Origin of the sequence: Glutamicibacter sp. AOP5-A2-18, assembly GCF_052446055.1 — a bacterium.
GTDB lineage: Bacteria > Actinomycetota > Actinomycetes > Actinomycetales > Micrococcaceae > Glutamicibacter.
Window position 1 is genome coordinate 2,496,611 of sequence record NZ_JBQSVW010000001.1, and the last position, 17,364, is coordinate 2,513,974.

Consider the following 17,364-nt stretch of genomic DNA (forward strand, 5'->3'; position numbering starts at 1 on the left):
GGTGACCGGTGAATTTTGTCTAGGTTGTCTTACTTGGCTCATCCCTTGGTGGCCCCGCTCTCTAGTCCCTGAATCATTGCCTTGTTCAGGACTAGGAATACCAGCAGTAGTGGTGTCACCGAGATGCATACGGCCGCGAACGTCGCTGTCCAGTCTGTATTGCCCATAGCACCAATATAGTTCTGCAATCCAAGAGGAATGGTCTTCAGCCCATCGGAGAGCACAAAGGTATTGGCGAAGATGAAATCATTCCAAATGAAAATACTGTTCACCAGAATCACCGTGACGATGGTATTCAAAGACAGTGGGAAGGTGATCTGAGTAAAGATCCGATAGGGTCCTGCACCATCTAAGGACGCTGCCTCGTAAGTCTCACGGGGAATGAATCCGTAGAACGAGGAGAACAGATAGATGGCCATCGGCAATGAGAACGCTGCCAGCGGAATGATCATTGACAGGTGTGTATCGAGTAATCCAATTTTGGAGTAGTCAATGAACAATGGCACCAAAGCGATCTGCACCGGAACAATAATGCCCAGTAAGAATAGTGCACGAACCACCGAGCTAAAGCGGAAGCCCAGAACCTGCAAGGCGAAGGCCGCCATCATTCCTGCAACAACAATCAGCGCGCTAGAGCCAAGGGTAACTATCAGGCTGTTGACGATGTTCAGTCCCAAATTTCCCGTCGCAAATGCGCGCGAATAGTTATCTAGGGTGAACTCGGAAGGCAACGCAAATGGGTTGCCACCAGCAAAGTCGGCCGCGGTGCGGAAGCTGGTCAAGAACAGCCACAGCAGCGGGTACACCTGAACTATCACTATCAGCACAACGGTCACGATCAGTAAGGTGCGGTGCACGCTGCCTCGTGGCCGTTTGGCCTTTGGTGCTGCTGGTGGCTTCTCAGCTATCGGTGTAGTCATGGGCTTTTCCGTTTCAATCTGAACAGCAGTGCTCACGATTCGTCCTTACGTCGCAGGAGGAGGTAGATCAGGCCAACAGCTACCAAGCACTCGATCACAATGAATACGGAGATCGCGCTGGCGTAACCGTAGTCCGTGTGAACAAACGCTGTTTTGTACATGTAGGTTGTCAGCAGTTCTGAAGATTGACCGGGCCCGCCGTTGGTCAAGAGATAAGGAATATCAAAGCCACGCAGAGCAAAAGTGGTGGCCATGATCGTGGTGGTGATCCAGACTGGGCGAATGTGTGGGAAGCGGATATTCCAGAAGACCTGCCACCAGGACGCCCCATCCAAACGAGCGGCTTCCTCAAGTTCTCGTGGCACTGAGATCAACGCTGCATAGATGATCAGCATGTACAGGCCGGTGTACCTCCACCCCTCAGGAATGGACACCGCGGCAAGTACTGTCTGCACATTTGAGAGCCATGCAGTTTGTAGGTCCCCCAACCCAACCCATTGCAGAACCTGGTTGAGCATGCCAACAGGTTCAAGTGAGTAGACCCGCAGGAACAAGAAGGCAATGGCCACGGTAGAGATGACCGCGGGCAACAGGTACAGCGTCTTGACGAGTTCCCGCGCGCGAGGCAACGCGGTGAGCAGGCTTGAGACAACTAGTGCTCCGCCTAATTGCAGGACCAAACAGATGACCAGATAACCCAGCGCATTGGCGAACGCCGTCCAAAACACGTCATCACGCGAAAGCATCTTCACGTAGTTATCTAGGCCGACAAATCTCATGTCGGTGATGCCATCCCACTTATAGAAGCTGAGGACCAGCGACTGAACGATGGGAAGTAGGACCGCGACACCATAAATGATCAACGGTGGCACTAAGAAAACAGCAACAGATAATGCTGAGCGGCGCGGAAGCATGGACTGAACAGCTTTGCGGCGTTGACGAGGAGGACGTGCGCGCCTATTTACAATGGCCGTTTGTGTATTGCTAGCCACCGACGTTCTCCTTCAAAGTTGCGTCCATAGTGGTCACGAACTCATCAGCGGTGATGTCCCCCTGGACAAGCAAAGTCAGTTCCTGCTGCAGGCGAGTATTTGTTGCCGGGTCCAGTTGGGTATCCCAAGGCATCGCGATGTTGCTGCCCACGTCATTGGCCTGCTTGATGGCACGGTCATAGAGCTTCGTGGCCTTCTTTGGGACGGTGGTCTTTGCACCCGTAGTTGGTGAGAGAGCACCGGTGGAAGCGTAGAGCGCTGGATAACGTTCCAGTGCAAAGGCCAAGAAGTCGCGAACCAGAGGATCATAGGTCTGGGCATTTACTGCCATGCCAATACCTGAAGGGGTCACGTACTCGTTTTCTGCGGTCGCTGAACCATCAATGGTGGGCAGGGTGAAGTAGTCAACATCCTTACGTACGCGGCTCTTCGATTTTTAGCGTGGTGACCCCAAAATAAGTAAGGCTCGCAGTCCTCTGCGAAGATGGATGTCGACTAAAACTATTCATCTGCAAGGAACTACGAGCCGTGATCAAGGATACCGGGTCAATCGACCCTGCGTCGATTCTGTTGAACCTCACCGACTACCGCGTCATCACCGTGACCCAAGCACCTGTCGGACGGCAGGTACTTGTTGAGCCCGCCGCCACCGAAGCGGCATGTCCTTCCTGCGGGGTGCTAACCACTAGGATCCAGGCAAGGCCAATACACCGGGTGAAAGACGTGCCAGTAGGCGGCACAGACCTGCAAGTCATGGTGCGCAAACGACGGATGGCCTGCCAAGAAACTGGCTGCTCACGGCGTTCCTTCGTGCAAACCACCGAACAGCTACCCTTCCGGGCCAGGATCACCACACGACTTTCCCAACAACTCGTGGACGAGATGAGTAGTGAGTTACGTGCTGTTTCTCGGGTCGCAGCGGCGCATGGGGTGTCTTGGCCTACGGTCATGACCCGACTTAACAGTGTTGGTGAACTCGTCGGGGACGTGAACCGCATGTTCATCCGCCGACTAGGCATCGATGAACACCGATTCCGCAAAGTCCGCTACGCCCGAGGTCGGAGGGGAAAAGTCGTTCGCATTGAGCCATGGTCGATTGTGTTTACGGACCTGGATACCGGCAAGATCCTGGACATCGTGGACGGACGCCGCGGCGCAGCAGTGAAGAAGTGGTTCAAATCCAGGCCAAGGTATTGGCGTCAACGCGTCCAATACGTTGCTATCGACATGTCATCAGAGTTTCGTAAAGCGGTGCGAGAGAATCTGCCGAGGGCGAAGATCAGCGTGGATCATTTCCATGTGATCCAGCGTGCGAATCTGATGATTACTCAGGTGCGCCGACGCAGGTCCCACGAAGTCTTTGACCGTCGCGGCCGGGTGTCTGATCCGGCGTATAAGTATCGGAAATTATTGACCTGCAACCTGGAGAACCTATCCATCAAGCAAGTGGAACGGTTGAAGTTGATCCTGGAATCCGATCCTGAACTGGGTGTGATTTACGGGATTAAAGAACACGTCAGGCAGTTGTTGAATGCCACGGATGTCCATGAGTTCCAGGCCCGGTGGGCGGTGGTGGAGAAATCCGTGAAGGCCACGAAAATGGTGGAAGCGAAGTCCTTATTCCGCACGCTCACGGCTTGGCGAAGGGAACTGTTGGTGTTCGTGCGTACGAGGTTGACCAACGCTAGGAGTGAGGCGGCGAATCTGACGGCGAAGAACCTGAAACGTATTGGTCGAGGGTACCGGAATCATGATCATTACCGGGTGCGGATACTCTTGTATACGGCGGGGCTACGGCCGTGCTGAGCATCCTGCGCCACGCTTAACTTTTAAGAGCCACGTACGCCAGCGTCTAGGGTTTCGGTGGCCAGGTTGCTCAGCTCCCAGGTACCGGTGTTGTAGACAGCTGCCTTACCGGAGGTAAAGAGTGCTTGCGCATCGGCGTAACCGGTGGATGAGAAGCCCTTCTGGAAGCAACCTGCTTCACCAAGCGACTGTAGCCATTCTGCGGCTGCCTTACCTTCTGGGTCAGAGAATTTTGCCTCACCGGTCTTCAGCTTCTGCACGTATTCAGGGCCAGTCATGCGGAACGGGTAATAGGACATGTAGCGTTCCAGGGGCCACTGGTCTTGGCCATCCAATGCGATCGGGGTGACGCCCTTTTCCTTTAGAGCTTTACACATGGCCGGGAAGTCATCCAAGGACTTAGGTGTTTGGACGCCAGCGGATTTGAAGACGTCTTTGTTGTACCAGAAGAATTCCAGCTGGAACTCGAAAGGAACCATGTACAGGGACCCGTCATCAAAGCGCTGGTAGTTCAGCGCGGCTTCACGGTATTCCTTGTCCAGTCCGAGGTCTTTCAGTAGCAGATCAACGTCCACCATCCGGTCTTGGCCGGCCAGCTTTTGAGCGAAAGGCGTCGCGTCAGTGTCAAAGAGTTCAGGAAGTTTGTTGGCTGCGGCCAGGGTCTCATACTTCTGAATGTAGGAAGGCCTATCTGGTGTGGTGATGAGGTTCAACGAGAATCCAGGATGATCTTTCGCGTATTCATCAGCAATTTGTTCCATAGTCTTGATCACCCCGCCATCTGCTGGTCTGGAGAGCAGCCACGAAATTTCGCGGGCTTCGATTTCTCCGGTGGGATTGATGTCGGTGGGATCAGCTCCTGCGGAGCTTCCTCCGCAGCTGGATAGTGCTAGGGCAGCGGCGGCGAGGATTGGCAGAAATTTGGTTTTGCGGTGTGTTCTGGTCATGGCTCAGTTCTCCGTTGAAGTGATGGTGCATCTAGGTGGATTGTGCGCAGTGCTAGGTCGAGCCCTCAGGCTGAGGGTGCGACGAGTCTGTTCTCTTTGATCTGTGCGGCGGGCTGATTAGCCTCTCGCGTTGCTACTGAGAAGTGAGAGATCGTAACTGCTCCTTCTCCAACAAAGGCTCCGGCCCGGCCGGTTGGCCTGTCATAGAGCCGAGTACTTAGAACTGTGGCGTCATCTAAAGTGGCTACGCACAAATCTGCATCCACGATGACTTCTAGTTTGTGGTGCCCCGGTTCGAGGGAACATGGTCGTTCCAGCTCGATCGCGAAGGGTACATCTCCGGAGATATGCCATTGTTCCGTCCCTGTGGCCCGTCGTGGCCACCGGTCGAGAACTAGCCGTCCACGATGTGGTTCAAGTCTAAGCGCATAGCCTTGGTCTCCGTCGGCGCTGGCGCGCAATAGGACACCAAATTCTCTGGTTCCCTCTTCCACCTCGAAGTGAGCACGTAGGCGGAATGCGCTTGGGGTGTCCTTATCGGTGAGGATATCGCTGTAGCCATCGGCTGCATTGAGCCGGGTCCCGGCAGGCAATGAAACGTCTTGACTGGTGAATATTGACCGGAATTCTTGAGGCGGGTGAAAAGCTAAGGTTCCGTCGCTGCGCTGCTCAGCTTCAAGCACGGACATGGTTCCTGCCCACTGCCACGGCCCGTCATCATGTGAGTTTTCCTTGGAGGCAATCCAGCCGAAGAATAACCGACGTCCATCGCGTTCCGCAGACTTAGCTGCGTAATAGGCCCGACCGTCGAGGGTGTCGTATTCGGGAACAATCCAAGGCCCCTTTAGATCCCGTGCCATTCGATAGCGTGTGGTAAATGCGTCGCTGAATTCGGAATAGACCATGTACCACCAGTCCCCTATCTGGAAGACTTCAGGGCATTCGTGAGCCACGTAGCGTCGTGGATCCCAGAACGGTTCCACTGGTTCCCAGTGGTTGAGATCGGTGGAGGTGCACTGCGCGATGGTTCCGCGTCGTCGTTCCGGGCCGCTTTCGTGGCGAGCAGCGATGAGCATTCGCCACAACTTCGCGTCGGCATCCCAGAAGACAAATGGGTCTCGCCAATCTCCAGACTCATATCCTGGGACGGCTCCGAAGGTGTGTTCCGGGTGGCGTTGCCAAGAGGTCATGTTGTCGTGGCTCGTGGCGTGCATAACCAGCTGAAGTGCCCGGCCGTCCTGACCGAGGTTCTCTGGATTTTGTCCGGTGTAGAAAGCGTGGTGTGTACCTTCGTCATCAAGCACAATACTGCCGGTGTAGATGTTGAAGTCATCGGCCAGCGGACCACCGGATGCGATTGCCTCACCGTTTTCACGGTAGGTCACCAGGTCTTCGGTTGTAACGCGGTACCAAGGCATTCCCCCGGTGGTAGCTCCGCGATCTTCGTGCAGGTAGAACAGATGGAAGACTCCATCTTCCTGCCAAGGAATGACATCGCCGACCCACGCGTCGTTCGGCTGGTAAAACCCTCGTACTGTCATGATCTGTCTCTTCTTTGAGGTTAATCGGTTAAGCAACACCTTAGTGGCGTCAGTCACAATTGGTCAACCGGTTAAGCAAAGAAATTACAAACGTACTTTTATGGGTTCAAGTGCAAGGACCCATGAGACGCTAGGTGCCTCATGTTGAGCGTTGCACTGACTGCGGAACCCTATGAACCTGCAGCAATGCGGCGCGGTTGCCTGAGCCAGCTCTTGTCCTCGGCAGTTAAGAAGTTTCAGAAAGGCGTGACTCCGACGTTAGAATACAAAAAAGTCGCTCCTGAATGCAGAACAACTCATGCATTCAGAAGCGACCATCGTCCGGACTTCTTATGAACTATGCCGTGGGCGATAGAACGATATTCGTGACCGGCTGCGAAGAATCGGTAGCAAAGTCCAGTCCCGATGGCGCAACACCGTCAGCAACCAGCTGGGCTCCTAGCGCCGCGACCATTCCGCCGTTATCGGTGCAGAGGGTGAATGGTGGCACGACCAAGGCGATGCCCGCAGAAGCGCAGCGAGCAGCAAGTAGTTCGCGCAGTCGAGTATTTGCCGCGACTCCCCCGCCCAGGAGTACTGTCTTCAGGCCGTGCTCTTGCATAGCGCGAACGGCCTTGGACGTAATCACGTCAACAACAGCTTCCTGGAAGGAAGCTGCAATGTCAGCCACGGGGATTTCTTCACCGTTGGCTTCGAAGTGCTCTACGCAGCGAGCCACTGCAGTCTTCAAACCGGAGAATGAGAAGTTATGCCGGTGCTTGCCTGGATTCTCTTCGCTGCCCACGAACTTAGGCAGGGTCAATCCACGTGGGAATCGGAAAGCCTTACGGTCCCCATCCTTGGCTGCCTTGTCGATGGCAGGCCCACCCGGGTAGCCCAGGCCTAGCAGTCGCGCGGTCTTGTCGTAAGCTTCGCCGGCTGCATCATCGATAGTGGAGCCAAGTAGCTGCACGTCATTGGTCAGCGAGGTGACCTTCAAGATTTCCGTATGCCCGCCCGATACCAGCAAGGCACCAAAGGTTGGTGGAAGGATGGTTCCTTCTAGAACACCTACACCAACGTGCGCCACCAAGTGGTTGATACCGTACAGCGGCTTGCAGGTAGCTAAGGCCAATGCTTTGGCAGCCGAGACACCCACCATCAGTGCACCAGCTAGTCCGGGGCCACTGGTCACTGCGATAGCGTCAATGTCATCTAGAGTCAGCTCAGCGGTGTCTAGTGCAGACTGCAGAGTGGGAACAAACGCCTCAAGGTGTGCACGCGCAGCAATCTCAGGAATCACTCCGCCAAAACGTACGTGCTCATCCATGGAGCTAGATACCGCGTTGGCTAGCAACTTGTTGCCTCGTACAATGCCCACACCGGTTTCATCGCATGACGATTCAATGCCTAAGACAATTGGTTCGGTGGTGCTCATGCTTTGTTGTCTTCCTCTTGTCCCTGTAGGGCATCCAGTTGCATCCTCATGATCAATGCGTCAACGCCACCCTTGTAGTAGCCCACACGTCGATGAATGGTTACGAATCCCATTGATTCATACAGTGCAATAGCCGTTGGATTATCAAAACGGACTTCCAGCATGACGTCTAGTGCTTTTCGTTCCTTAGCCGTCTGAACCAGTAGCGTCAGAAGCTTACGTCCGAGACCTTGTCCTTGGAATTGCGGACTAATGGCAATGGTCTGGACGTCGCTGATAGGCAGGACCGTGCACAGCCCGGCATAACCAACAACTTTGTCTTCACTCTCGTAAACCCAGTAATTGCGAGTGTCGCTGTGCGCCAGTTCTGATTCAAAAGCAGCTAGTGGCCACGCGTCTTCTGGAAACAGTTCAGTCTCTAGTTTGTGGACTTCAGGAATATCACTGACAGTCATCTCACGAAGGGTCACGCTCATGCTTTAGCCTGCTTCATGAACGCCGGGATCTGCGCGTCAGACTCCCGCAAATACTGCGGTGCAGTATTTGACAGGTCTTTGCCCGCTGCCAGATCTGCGATTCCCCGCTGCGCCAGGTTGGCCGCATCGGCAATCCATTCAAAGGACTGCTCTTGTGGTTGAGCACCGGCTTCCTGGAGTTGTTCCGCATACAGCGCTGCTCCCACGCCAAAGACTGGAAGTGATGGAAGCGTGGAGGCCGCAGCAACATGTGGTCCATCAAGGATGTCACCGTTCTGGTTGTAACGAGCCCAGTAGACTTCTTTGCGCCGCGCGTCCGAAGCAACGATAAATTCCTCAGGTACGTTTGCCTCTTGCCTCACGTGTTCGGCGAGCGCATGAAGAGACATCACGCCATGCACCGGGACGTTCCATACAAATCCGAAGGTCCGCGCCGCAACAAGTCCCGCACGAAGTCCAGTATATGGACCGGGGCCAACGCCAACGAAGATTCCGGCGAGATTCTTGCCTTCGTCATTGTTGTCAGTCAGTAGTTCTCGCACGTAGACAGCCAGTGTTTCAGTTTGGTCATTGCCCTTGGGTGACGTTTTCTGGGCGATAACTGAACCAGTAGTGGAATCGACCAGTGCTACCGAGGTATGCGCAGAGGTATCAATGGACAGATAGTTAGGCATGCTTCTCTCCGGTGCGCTGTGCGTTGATGGCAGAGCACAGGTTGTATTTCAGTTGAGCAAAGTTTTCTGAGTCCCAGCGTGGGCCGATGGCTTTGAGCGTGAACTCTCTAGGTTCATCCACTTCTTCTTCGGATTCTTCCCACAGATTCTCTACGGCTGCGGTATTGACCTCACGGTCCAGGGTGATTTCTAACCGAGAGTCAGTTAGGTGCTCCACTTTGCCAAGACCCCATTCAACAACGGTGACTGATTCAGCCAAGGTGGATTCTAAGTCTAGGGTGTCCACGTCATTCTGGTCCTTCAGTCGATAGGCATCAACATGAATCAGCGTCGGTCCCTCACCCAACGACGGGTGCTGACGAGCCAAGACAAAAGTCGGAGAGATGATTCCTTCGCGAACATTTAGCCCGATACCCAACGACTGGGTGAGTGTGGTCTTCCCTGCACCTAAAGCGCCAGTAAGGATCACAAGGTCACCAGCGATCAGCTGCTCCCCCAGTGCCTGTCCCAGAGCTTCAGTGTGAGCCAGGTCAGTTAGCTGGCAGGTAAATTCCTGATTGGCCTTACTCACCAGCTTCACCCCAGCTACCTTCAACGTAGTAGCGAGGTACGCGTGGGGAGACCCGAGTGACAACTTCATAATTAATGGTGTTAGCTGCGTGTGCCCAGGTGTTCACCGATTGTCCGCCCTCGCCGAAGATAATGGCTTCTGCCCCCAAGAAATCGTCTGGATCAATGTCTGCTCCGAGATCGATAACGCACTGATCCATGGCAATACGTCCGCGCACTGGGTAACTGCGACCCTTGATGGTGACTGGTGCACCGGTAGCAATGCGTGGCAAGCCATCCGCATAGCCCATGGGAATTAGACCGAGGTAGGTTTCGCCTTCGGTCTTATAATTCAATCCGTAGGAGACTCCTTGACCGGCGTGTACCTTTTTCACGTTGGCTACGCGGGTGACCACCTTCATTGCTGGTCGCAGTCCCAAACTCTCGGGTGAATCACTCTCAAAAGGACTCAGGCCATACAGTCCAAGGCCTAAGCGCACCATGTCGTGGTGTGCATCTGGGCGCGAGAGGATGGCAGGAGTATTGGCAATGTGGCGGACTTCTATATCAAATCCGGCTGCTTCGACCATCTCAATAGCTTTGCTAAACAGTGCTAGCTGTTCATCGGTTTCTGGGCGCTCTGGTTCATCTGCCACCGCGAGGTGAGAGAACAGTCCAACGACGCGAAGCAATCCTTCTTCCTGGAAAGCGTTGGCGCGATTAAGCAGATCCGGGAAGGCATCCATGGTGGATCCGTTACGTCCTAGCCCGGTGTCAATCTTCAGATGAATACGTGCTGGGGTTTGTACGCAGCGTGCAGCGACAGCGACGCGTTCTAGTTCCCAGCCGGAAACACCAAGATCAAGACCGGCAGCAATGGCGGCTTTAAATGGTGTGTCTTCGGTGTGGAGCCAGGCAAGGATTGGCGCTTCGAGTCCCGCTTCGCGTAATACCAGGGCCTCAGTGACGTGGGCACAGCCAAGCCAGCTTGCCCCACCGTCGACTGCTGCTTTGGCTACTGGGATAGCGCCGTGGCCGTAGGCGTCTGCTTTAACAACGGCCATCACTGCTGCTGGAGCTACTACGTCAGAGATTTGCTTGACGTTGTTACGGATAGCCGACAAGTCAATAATTGCTCGGCGTTCAAATCCGTTGCTCTGCGCATTCTCGGTACTAGTTGTCACGTTGCTTTCTTCAAGCGCTTCAGAGTTCACGTATATATCTTCCCACTTTTCCCTCTGGGTTTCTGTGATGTCTCTTGCGCAGTGCAGCACATTGATGAGTTAAAGCTAGAAGGGACGGATTGAAGCACCTGTTGATGCTTCAATCCGTCCCTTAGGAAACGGTTGTGTGGATCGTTTAGCGCAGGTTCTTCAGTTCGTCGCGAATCTGCTCCAAGATAGCCAGCTGTGGGTCTGGCTCTTCCTCGACCTCTTCTTCGGTCAGGCCTCGACGAGCTGCGAGCTTTTCATTGACCTTCTGCATTGGCAGTACCAATGCGAAGTAAACAGCAGCAGCGATCAGCAGGAAGTTAACAAGTGCGGTTAGGAAGACACCGAACTTGATGTCAACACCGTTGATGTTCAGCAGCAGGAAGCTGTCGAAGTTTGGGGAGCCCACCAATGCAGCGATAAGCGGCATCAGAATGTTGTCAACAAGGGCGGTAACTACGGCGCCGAAGGCAGCACCGATCACAACAGCAACGGCCAGATCGACAACGTTGCCCTTCATAATAAAATCGCGGAAACCTTTAAGCATGTTTAGAGCATACACAGGAGTAGCACAGGATCAAGTGTAAACCTTCAGATGAAATCGATTAATTCGGCAAACTCTCAGGTTACGTTTCCCTGCCCGTATATTCACAATCCCGAAAAATTTCAGGCTATATTTTCCGCAAAAGCATGCGTCGTACCGAGTGATCCGCGGATTTGCGCAGAACTAGCTGGGCGCGCCCACGAGTAGGCAAGACATTCTCTTTCAGATTTGGCTCATTGATCCGTTTCCAGATTCCGTGAGCTGTCTCACGCGCCTCTTCGTCGGTCAACAGCGAGTACTTATGGAAGTAGCTGGCCGGGTCCGCGAAGGCGCCAGAGCGCAGACGCATGAAGCGGTTGATGTACCACTCTTCAATGTTGCTCGTGCGGGCATCAACATAAACGGAGAAATCAAAGAAGTCACTCAGCGCAAGACCCACGGTTCCATCAGAACGGGTGCGTGCCGGCTGCAACACGTTCAGACCTTCGACAATCAAAACCTGCGGGCGGCGAACTACGTTGCGCTCCCCCGGGATGATATCATAAGTCAAGTGTGAGTACACCGGCGTACTTACTTCAGGCACACCCGACTTCACGGCTGAGACAAACCTCAGCAACGCACGACGGTCATAGGACTCAGGGAAACCCTTGCGGTGCATGATTCCGCGGCGTTCAAGCTCAGCGTTGGGGTACAAGAATCCGTCAGTGGTAATCAACTGAACGTCAGGAGTTTGGGGCCAGCGGCGCAACATTTCCTGCAACACGCGGGCGGTGGTTGATTTACCTACAGCTACAGAACCGGCGACACCAATAACAAATGGCGTGCGGGTGGTCTGCTCGCCAAGGAAAGTGGTCGTTGCCTGGTGTGTCGCTCCGGCGCCTTCGACGTAGAGATACAACAGGCGGCTTAGTGGCAGGTAAACGTCCCGGACCTCTTGGAGGTCCAGTTCATCACCAAGGCCACGTAGCCGTTCAATGTCAGCAATGTTTAGTGGCTGTTCCATCTGATCAGACAGCCGCGCCCAAGTCTCGCGCTCAAGATCAACAAAGGGCGAGATGGGTGTTTCAAGTGTTCCGTGTGGTTCCACGAGGTCAAATTCTGCCAAGAATATGCTCCACATCCCAATTAAGGGGTCCCACCCACAGAAATTTGCACTTAGAGATCGCGCCAATAGGTGTGCAACATCCGCAGTAAGTATTAATGACAGCGTAATTAACCACGTCAGGCACGTCATTAAGCAGTGAAGCAGGCACGGACAGTGTTAAACAAGGTTTGTCTAGAACCGTTTACACAAGAAGGTCACGTGCCTGCCCTACCATCTTCCATCATCGAGCCTCTCTGGCGCCAATTCGAAGCGTTGATCCCAGATCGGAACGTAACCCATCCACTGGGCTGCCACAAGCCACGGATCAGCGACCGGATCATCTTCGACAAACTCATCCAAGTCCTCGTCCTGGGCGCGGCCTACGAGAAAATCAGCGACACGACCTGCTCGGCCACCACCATCCGACGGCGCCGCGACGAATGGATCACCGCAGGGATCTTCCGCGAACTGGAGCAGATCTGCCTGGAATCCTACGACCGGATCATTGGACTGGACCTAGAGAATCTCGTCATCGACGGATGTCTGGTCAAAGCGCCGTGCGGCGGTGAAGCCGCCGGAAAATCCCCGGTAGACCGCGGCAAGCAAGGCACCAAACGCTCGCTGATGACCGACGGGAAAGGCATCCCGGTCGGCTGCATCACCGCAGGCGCGAACCGGCACGATTCCCCGTTGCTACGCCCCACGCTCGAACGCCTTTCCCGTTTCGGCTACCAGCTGCCAGAGCAGATTACCGTGCATCTGGATGCTGGATATGACAGCCGTAAAACACGGGAGCTGCTTACCGAGCTGGGTTGTGATTGGGAGATCAGTACCAAGGGCGAACCCTTGCAGGCCGGGGTCCGCTGGGTGGTGGAACGAACCAATTCGTGGCACAACCGGGGGTTCAAGAAATTGGCGATCTGCACCGAGCGCAAGGTCCGGGTCATTGACGCGTTGATCAGCCTCGCGAACAGTGTCATCGTGATCCGCAGGCTGATCGGGGAAGCGTGGGCGACCCATCGGTGGGATACGAGGCCTAATCGAAAGCCTTAAGAATCGTTTGTCCCCTATTGGCGCGATCTCTTAGTTTCCTTATCACTAGTGGGCTATGCCATAGCAATTATTGAGTGCTCAAACACGATTATTCCCATCGATAGGCATTGACCCGGTAAGATTTTGCTCATGTGCGGAATTGTTGGATATGCAGGAACCTCGAGCCGAGTTGCCGATCATGGCGCCCTCGACGTTCTAATTGAAGGTTTGCGCCGGTTGGAATACCGTGGCTATGACTCGGCTGGTGTCGCAGTTGTTGCCGATGGCGCTATTCATTCTCGGAAGAAGGCCGGCAAGCTGGTCAATCTTGAGAATGAAATTGCTGAAGCTCCATTGCCTAAGTCAATGACTGGCATTGGACACACCCGTTGGGCAACCCACGGTGGGCCGAGTGATGGCAACGCCCACCCACACCTAGCCGATGGTGGCAAGCTTGCCATGATCCACAACGGAATTATTGAAAACTTTGCCGGTATCAAGGCTGAACTCGTTGCCGATGGCATCACGTTCCTGTCTGAAACCGACACCGAAGTAGCAGCTGCCCTGCTGGGCAAGCTCTACGCCACCAAGGCAGCGGGCGACTTAACCCTTGCCATGCAGCTTGCAGTAGCCCGCCTTGAAGGTGCCTTCACCTTGTTGGCAGTCCACCAGGACCACCCAGGTGTTGTTGTCGCTGCGCGCCGCAACTCACCATTGGTTCTTGGCTTGGGCGACGGTGAGAACTTCCTCGGTTCTGACGTTTCCGGCTTCATCGACTTCACCCGTCGCGCCGTGGAACTGGGTCAGGACCAGATTGTCACCATTACCCCAGATACTCACTCCATCACTGACTTCCAGGGCAACCCTGCTGAAGGCAAAGAATTCACCGTTGACTGGGATGCAGCCAGCGCTGAAAAGGGCGGTTTCCCGTCCTTCATGGAAAAAGAAATCTTTGACCAGCCTGCCGCTGTGGCAGATACCCTCTTGGGACGTTCAGACGCTGATGGCCGTCTAACCCTTGATGAGTTGCGTATCGCTCCAGAGGAACTGGCTAAGATTTCCAAGATTGTTGTTCTTGCCTGCGGTACCAGCGCTTACGCCGGTTCTGTAGCTAAGTACGCTATCGAGTCCTGGTGCCGAATCCCAGTTGAGGTTGAGCTCTCCCACGAGTTCCGTTACCGCGAACCTATCGTGGACGAGAACACTCTGATTGTTTCCATCTCCCAGTCCGGCGAGACCATGGATACTCTGATGGCTGTTCGTTACGCCAAGGAACAGGGCGCAAAGACCATGTCCATCTGTAACACCAACGGGTCCACTATCCCGCGTGAATCAGACGCTGTTCTTTACACCCACGCTGGTCCGGAAATCGCAGTGGCTTCCACCAAGGCATTCTTGGCTCAGATCACCGCAACCTACCTGCTGGGTCTGTACCTGGCACAGTTGCGCGGCAACCTGTTCCAGGGGCAGATCAAGGACATCCTCGCTGACCTCGGCAAGATCCCTTCCAAGATTCAGGACATCCTGGACCGCGCGGATGAGATCAAGGAATTGGCTCGCGCCATGTCCGAGGCTAACTCGGTGCTCTTCTTGGGTCGCCACGTTGGATACCCAGTAGCAATGGAAGGCGCCTTGAAGCTCAAGGAAATCGCCTACATCCATGCTGAAGGCTTCGCCGCCGGCGAGCTGAAGCACGGTCCAATTGCTCTGATTGATGACGGTCAGCCAGTCTTCGTAGTGGTTCCTTCCCCACGTGGTCGCGATTCGCTGCATTCCAAGGTTGTCTCCAACATCCAGGAAGTCCGCGCACGTGGTGCAAAGACTCTGGTTATCGCCGAAGACGGCGATGCTGCAGTCAAGGACTTCTCTGAGTGGGTCTTCTACGTTCCTGAAACCCCAACCCTGCTGATGCCACTGCTGGCCACTGTGCCACTGCAGCTGTTCGCCTGCGAACTGGCTTCGGCAAAGGGCTATGACGTTGACCAGCCACGTAACTTGGCTAAGTCAGTGACCGTGGAGTAATCCACCAAGCACCATCAAGATTGCGGGCATCCACTTGAAGTGGATGCCCGCAATTTTTATGCCCACAACAACGCCGGATAAGCTGGAACCTATGATTGCAGGTATCGGAGTGGACATTGTTGACGTGCCACGGTTTGGCCGACAGCTCGAAAAGACTCCACGCCTCAAAGAGCGTCTCTTTACCGAAGAAGAACGAGGCCTTCCGTTGCGTTCTCTTGCAGCCCGTTTTGCGGCCAAGGAAGCCATTGCCAAGGCACTGGGCGCACCGGTGGGGATGAACTGGCAAGACTGCAATATCCGCAAGGATGAAGCCGGAGATCCTCAGGTACACATCACCGGTTCCGTGGCTGCAGCCAGCGAGCTACGAGGAATCACTTCCTGGCATCTGACCATGTCTCATGACGGCGATATGGCCATCGCCATGGTTGTCGCTGAACGCTGAGTATTCCCTATCCAAAGAATAAAGACACGTTAGACACTAAATAGGGCTTCGCACAGCGGATTTGAGTATTGTTTGTCTTATGATCTCTGTCTACAGTGTTGCGCAAATTCGTGGGGTCGAGGCCCAAGAGATTTCCAAACGCGGTGAAGCTACATTAATGAAGCAAGCCGCCTCGGAACTGGCCTCAGCAGCCACCGAGATGTTGGCTGAAAACCCGGGTACCGAACCAGCATTTGTTGTAGGACTCATTGGTCCTGGCAACAACGGTGGAGATGGCCTTTACGCATTAGCTGAACTACAGCAGCAGAATGTCTCCACACTGGCGCTGCAGTATGGCGAGCAAGTACACGCTGAAGCCGCTGCCGCTTACACCCAGGCCGGCGGAACACTCACTGACTTCACTGACGGACAGAGCGAACTGGCCAATGCCTCGCTAGTCATTGATGCAATCTACGGTCTGGGCTACCGCGCTGGTTCCCCACTGCCGGCACTCCCAGCACGCGCACGTGTACTGGCCTGCGACGTACCTTCCGGTTTGAACCCGGAAACCGGTGAAGCAGAAGACAACGTACTTCGCGCCGAACGCACCGTAACCTTTGGTGGATTGAAGTCGGGTCTGCTGACTCTTGACGCTCCACTGGTCACCGGAGAGATCTCCGTAGCTGACCTTGACTTTGATTTTTCCTCTATCACCCCGGCAACTAGCTTGGTTGATGAAGCAGCGACTCTTGAACTGTTGGATCAGCACCGCTCATGGCGAGATGCTGGACGGCACAAATATCAGCGTGGAGTTTTGGGTCTCATTGCAGGTTCTGAGCTTTACCCGGGCGCTGCCCAGCTCACCGCCAAAGCTGCAGTATCTTGCGGGGTTGGCATGCTTCGCACCCACGTACCCGAAGCGGTGCAGTCATTGATTGCAATCTCCGTCCCGGAATCCGTGCCTCTGGATGATGATCAGATCAAAGAAGCATTGTCCTCTTCACGCCGCCACCTTCACGGCAAGGGTGCCAAGATTTCGGCATGGGCCATTGGCCCTGGTCTAGATGGACGCACTCCCCCAACCGGCGCGATTGCTGAAGTCTTTGCCAGCCGTCAACCTGCAGTCATTGATGCTTCCGGTCTGGAAGTTGTTCCTGCCGGACCAAGCCAACAGCCTCGTGTACTGACTCCACATGCCAAAGAGCTACAGATGCTCCTGGGCCGTGCCGGCGTGAAAGTGACCCCCGACGAGATTTCTCAAGATCCAGTTCGCTGGACACGCTGGGCTGCCTTGTCCTATAACGCTGTAGTGCTCCTCAAGGGCCCAACCACCTACATCGTGGCACCCAACGGCAGTAGCCTAGTGGTCTCGAATTCGGCTCCTGAACTGGCAACGGCCGGCAGTGGAGATGTCTTGACCGGTATCCTCGGCTACTTGCTCTCCGATAACTCAATAACCGGTACACAAGGCGCACGCACCGTGCCTAACCGTCGCATTTTGGAACTGGCTGCCTGCGCCGCAGTAATCCATGGTCGTCTTGGTCGAGTCACTGCTCAAGACGGAACGGTCAGCGCTTCTCGCCTGATTGAAAATCTACCGAAGGTTATGAAGCACTTCGGATTCTAATTGAAATTCAACAAGCAACGGCTGGACCATTTTTGGTCCAGCCGTTGCTTGTTCTTAGGGCGAGCTGCGCGTTCGGCTGCGCTTCCATTTTCTTGACTTGG

Annotated in this window: 15 protein-coding genes and 2 pseudogenes; 5 read left to right on the plus strand and 12 right to left on the minus strand. The window is 54.7% G+C overall.

Going from position 1 to position 17,364, the window contains the following annotated elements; genetic code table 11:
- Window positions 1–38 precede the first annotated feature (38 nt).
- The 3 genes and pseudogenes from ACT3RW_RS11940 to ACT3RW_RS11950 form a co-directional block, all read right to left on the minus strand.
- Window positions 39–920 (minus strand): carbohydrate ABC transporter permease, encoded by an 882-nt coding sequence (locus ACT3RW_RS11940; protein ID WP_262199710.1) that lies wholly within the window; start codon window positions 918–920, stop codon window positions 39–41.
- Window positions 921–952: 32 nt separating this feature from the next.
- The gene (locus ACT3RW_RS11945) at window positions 953–1,834 is read right to left on the minus strand and encodes a carbohydrate ABC transporter permease (RefSeq protein ID WP_262199709.1); all 882 of its coding nucleotides are present in this window, start codon (window positions 1,832–1,834) and stop codon (window positions 953–955) included.
- A gap of 70 nt (window positions 1,835–1,904) precedes the next feature.
- Window positions 1,905–2,333: pseudogene (locus tag ACT3RW_RS11950) on the minus strand (ABC transporter substrate-binding protein); the annotation flags it as partial.
- Window positions 2,334–2,440: 107 nt separating this feature from the next.
- On the opposite strand from ACT3RW_RS11950, the gene ACT3RW_RS11955 reads away from it, so the two are divergent.
- The gene (locus ACT3RW_RS11955; RefSeq protein WP_444612521.1) at window positions 2,441–3,718 is read left to right on the plus strand and encodes an ISL3 family transposase; all 1,278 of its coding nucleotides are present in this window, start codon (window positions 2,441–2,443) and stop codon (window positions 3,716–3,718) included.
- A 32-nt stretch (window positions 3,719–3,750) separates the two neighbouring features.
- On the opposite strand, the pseudogene ACT3RW_RS11960 reads toward ACT3RW_RS11955, so the two are convergent.
- From ACT3RW_RS11960 to coaA, 9 genes and pseudogenes are all read right to left on the minus strand, one after another.
- A pseudogene (locus ACT3RW_RS11960) lies at window positions 3,751–4,665 on the minus strand (ABC transporter substrate-binding protein); the annotation flags it as partial.
- A 65-nt stretch (window positions 4,666–4,730) separates the two neighbouring features.
- Complete coding sequence (locus tag ACT3RW_RS11965; protein ID WP_444613911.1) at window positions 4,731–6,206, minus strand: family 43 glycosylhydrolase; 1,476 nt, start codon at window positions 6,204–6,206, stop codon at window positions 4,731–4,733.
- 337 nt (window positions 6,207–6,543) lie between these two features.
- The gene (gene tsaD / locus ACT3RW_RS11970) at window positions 6,544–7,623 is read right to left on the minus strand and encodes a tRNA (adenosine(37)-N6)-threonylcarbamoyltransferase complex transferase subunit TsaD (RefSeq protein ID WP_444613912.1); all 1,080 of its coding nucleotides are present in this window, start codon (window positions 7,621–7,623) and stop codon (window positions 6,544–6,546) included.
- The gene (gene rimI / locus ACT3RW_RS11975; RefSeq protein WP_444613913.1) at window positions 7,620–8,099 is read right to left on the minus strand and encodes a ribosomal protein S18-alanine N-acetyltransferase; all 480 of its coding nucleotides are present in this window, start codon (window positions 8,097–8,099) and stop codon (window positions 7,620–7,622) included. The genes tsaD and rimI overlap by 4 nt, the downstream gene beginning before the upstream one ends.
- Complete coding sequence (gene tsaB / locus ACT3RW_RS11980; protein WP_444613914.1) at window positions 8,096–8,773, minus strand: tRNA (adenosine(37)-N6)-threonylcarbamoyltransferase complex dimerization subunit type 1 TsaB; 678 nt, start codon at window positions 8,771–8,773, stop codon at window positions 8,096–8,098. Before tsaB ends, rimI begins: the two co-directional genes overlap by 4 nt.
- On the minus strand, window positions 8,766–9,344 hold the full coding sequence (gene tsaE, locus ACT3RW_RS11985) for a tRNA (adenosine(37)-N6)-threonylcarbamoyltransferase complex ATPase subunit type 1 TsaE (protein ID WP_444613915.1): 579 nt from the start codon (window positions 9,342–9,344) through the stop codon (window positions 8,766–8,768). The genes tsaB and tsaE overlap by 8 nt, the downstream gene beginning before the upstream one ends.
- Window positions 9,337–10,506: an alanine racemase gene (alr, locus tag ACT3RW_RS11990; protein WP_444613916.1), complete on the minus strand. Its 1,170-nt coding sequence runs from the start codon at window positions 10,504–10,506 to the stop codon at window positions 9,337–9,339. The genes tsaE and alr overlap by 8 nt, the downstream gene beginning before the upstream one ends.
- 175 nt (window positions 10,507–10,681) lie before the next feature.
- Window positions 10,682–11,080 (minus strand): large conductance mechanosensitive channel protein MscL, encoded by a 399-nt coding sequence (mscL, locus tag ACT3RW_RS11995; RefSeq protein WP_131088752.1) that lies wholly within the window; start codon window positions 11,078–11,080, stop codon window positions 10,682–10,684.
- 124 nt (window positions 11,081–11,204) lie between these two features.
- The gene (coaA, locus tag ACT3RW_RS12000) at window positions 11,205–12,197 is read right to left on the minus strand and encodes a type I pantothenate kinase (protein ID WP_444613917.1); all 993 of its coding nucleotides are present in this window, start codon (window positions 12,195–12,197) and stop codon (window positions 11,205–11,207) included.
- Window positions 12,198–12,380: 183 nt separating this feature from the next.
- Here coaA and ACT3RW_RS12005 point away from each other — a divergent pair, with 183 nt between their 5' ends.
- From ACT3RW_RS12005 to ACT3RW_RS12020, 4 genes are all read left to right on the plus strand, one after another.
- On the plus strand, window positions 12,381–13,214 hold the full coding sequence (locus ACT3RW_RS12005; protein WP_444613281.1) for an IS5 family transposase: 834 nt from the start codon (window positions 12,381–12,383) through the stop codon (window positions 13,212–13,214).
- A gap of 129 nt (window positions 13,215–13,343) precedes the next feature.
- Window positions 13,344–15,215: a glutamine--fructose-6-phosphate transaminase (isomerizing) gene (gene glmS / locus ACT3RW_RS12010; RefSeq protein ID WP_262199617.1), complete on the plus strand. Its 1,872-nt coding sequence runs from the start codon at window positions 13,344–13,346 to the stop codon at window positions 15,213–15,215.
- A gap of 91 nt (window positions 15,216–15,306) precedes the next feature.
- Entirely contained in the window at window positions 15,307–15,657 is a 351-nt protein-coding gene (locus ACT3RW_RS12015) for a holo-ACP synthase (protein ID WP_444614644.1), read from the plus strand.
- 79 nt (window positions 15,658–15,736) lie between these two features.
- The gene (locus tag ACT3RW_RS12020; RefSeq protein WP_444613918.1) at window positions 15,737–17,263 is read left to right on the plus strand and encodes an NAD(P)H-hydrate dehydratase; all 1,527 of its coding nucleotides are present in this window, start codon (window positions 15,737–15,739) and stop codon (window positions 17,261–17,263) included.
- Window positions 17,264–17,364: the final 101 nt, after the last annotated feature.